The sequence below is a fragment of the Limnobacter sp. G6BE5S genome (assembly GCF_058448965.1).
The window spans coordinates 1-1,842 of sequence record NZ_JBZFLM010000010.1 but is presented as its reverse complement, the minus strand read 5'-3'; the positions used below and the strand labels follow the sequence as shown (position 1 = coordinate 1,842).

The following is a 1,842-nucleotide window of genomic DNA, read 5'->3' as shown; positions in this document are numbered from 1 at the left end:
GATGATAGTGTGCATTCGCATGTGAAAGTAGGACATCGTCAGGCTCTCCAATACCAAAAAACCCCGCTCTCAATACGAGGCGGGGTTTTTTATTTGTTGTTCACTTACTAAATACCGATCAGAAAGCACAAAAAAAGCCAGTTCAAATAAACTGGCTTTTTTTGTTTGTTTACTTAGGTGTTTCGTCAGGGGTGCTGACGACGTAGGGTTATTTCAAAACACTGCAATTGGAGCTCACTGAAATCAGTACTTTGCCAAGCGCGGGTAGCGAACGAGGATCCAGTGATTTTCCAGTGTTCAAAAATGCCACCGATATATCTCGTGAAGGATCTGCCCACGTCACAATGTTAATCAAGCCAAGATGGCCATATGCTTTGCGAGCTTTTATGCCGAATAAAGAAAATACATTCTCACCCAGCATGAAACCAGTAGAAAACCTGATTGGGATCATCAAAGTCTGATCGATAGTCAGCGGACCGGCTGGACGGGTGGCCAGCTTAATGGTGTTTTCCTCAAATACTTGGTTTCCATTAAAAGTACCACCATCCAGCATCATTTGATAAAAACGGCTGACTTCGTCCGCTGTTCCATAAATGTTTCCAGCTGGGATGCTGGCGTCCATGAAGCCAGGTGTATTTGAAATGCTGGCTATCTTTTCAAATTCAATATTGAGTGCCCGTTTGGCCAAAACGTTGATCGGGAATACTGGAGTGGCGCCAGTGCTGTAATTAAATGCAGCCAAGTCTTGATGTTTTTTGTTAAGACCATAGGTGAGGTATTTGGCACCAAGTGGCTTCGCGATGAATTCCTGTAGGGCAGATTCAACTGACTTACCGGTAATTCTTTTCACCATTTCGCCCAGAATGTACCCACCAACGATCGCGTGATAAGCCTGTTGACTGCCGTCGCCGCGGTTTGTGTAGCCGGAGTTGATCAAATCGATAACGCTATCCCATTTGAATAGCAGGGATGGATGAGGGTTGCTTATGGGTATTTGAGGAACACCCGCACGATGGGACAGCACTTGTGCAATGGTGATTTTCTCTTTTCCATTGCATGCGAACTCTGGAATATATTTCCCAATTGTGTCGTTGAGTTGAAGTTTTCCCTGCTCTTGAAGCTTATGAATCAACATGGCAGTAATTGCCTTGGAAGCGGAGAACAGACAGATTGGTGTGTCAGGTGTCATTAGCACCTGTTCAACATCTTGGTCGGGATGGTTTGGTGGGGGATTGCCCCTGGCGTGGCCAATTGAACGTTTGAGTACAATTTCACCTTGACGGCGAATGACCATGGTCATGCCTGGCTGCAGTCCTGTTTTGTAAAAGCTTTCTACGCTGTTCCAGATGGCCTCAACGTTATCGCGGGTCATGCTGACATCATAGGGACTTGTTTCTGCTTTTGAGTCGATTTGGGTGACTGATCCCACGTTTCTCGGCACGGAAACTGTGTTTGATTTTTTAAACATAGATTTGGCTTGTCTCGTTGTTGTAAGTATTTGTGTAACTTACAAGTATCATTCCAAGCCAAAGCTCAGGTCAATTGAGTTTTTAGGGCGGACTCTCTAGCCCTTGATTGGACCCGTTTTTTCGCTGTTTTGATGAAGTTTGCGCATGAATGTTTCAATAGGTTTTGCGGTACTGCCTTTGAAAAACAAGAGGGGCGACAGTGTGCCGATTAAGGTGATGTGATCAGTTCCGTCTACGCTTTCTACGGTCGAGGTATTACCTGCCTTTGTTAGCGCGTTGTTAGAGCAGGCCTCGGAAATTCGGACAGGTGGATAAAAGATGACAGCTCTGCTTTTTGGGCCAACAATATTGGCCAGAAAAGGAGAAATCATGA

General features: G+C 45.3%; 1 protein-coding gene and 1 pseudogene. Both read right to left on the bottom strand.

From position 1 onward, the window contains the following. Positions 1 to 208 precede the first annotated feature (208 nt). Complete coding sequence (locus tag ACVL1J_RS15225) at positions 209 to 1,429, bottom strand: serine hydrolase domain-containing protein (protein ID WP_341236512.1); 1,221 nt, start codon at positions 1,427 to 1,429, stop codon at positions 209 to 211. A gap of 135 nt (positions 1,430 to 1,564) precedes the next feature. Continuing rightward, a pseudogene (locus tag ACVL1J_RS15220) lies at positions 1,565 to 1,842 on the bottom strand (hypothetical protein); the annotation flags it as partial.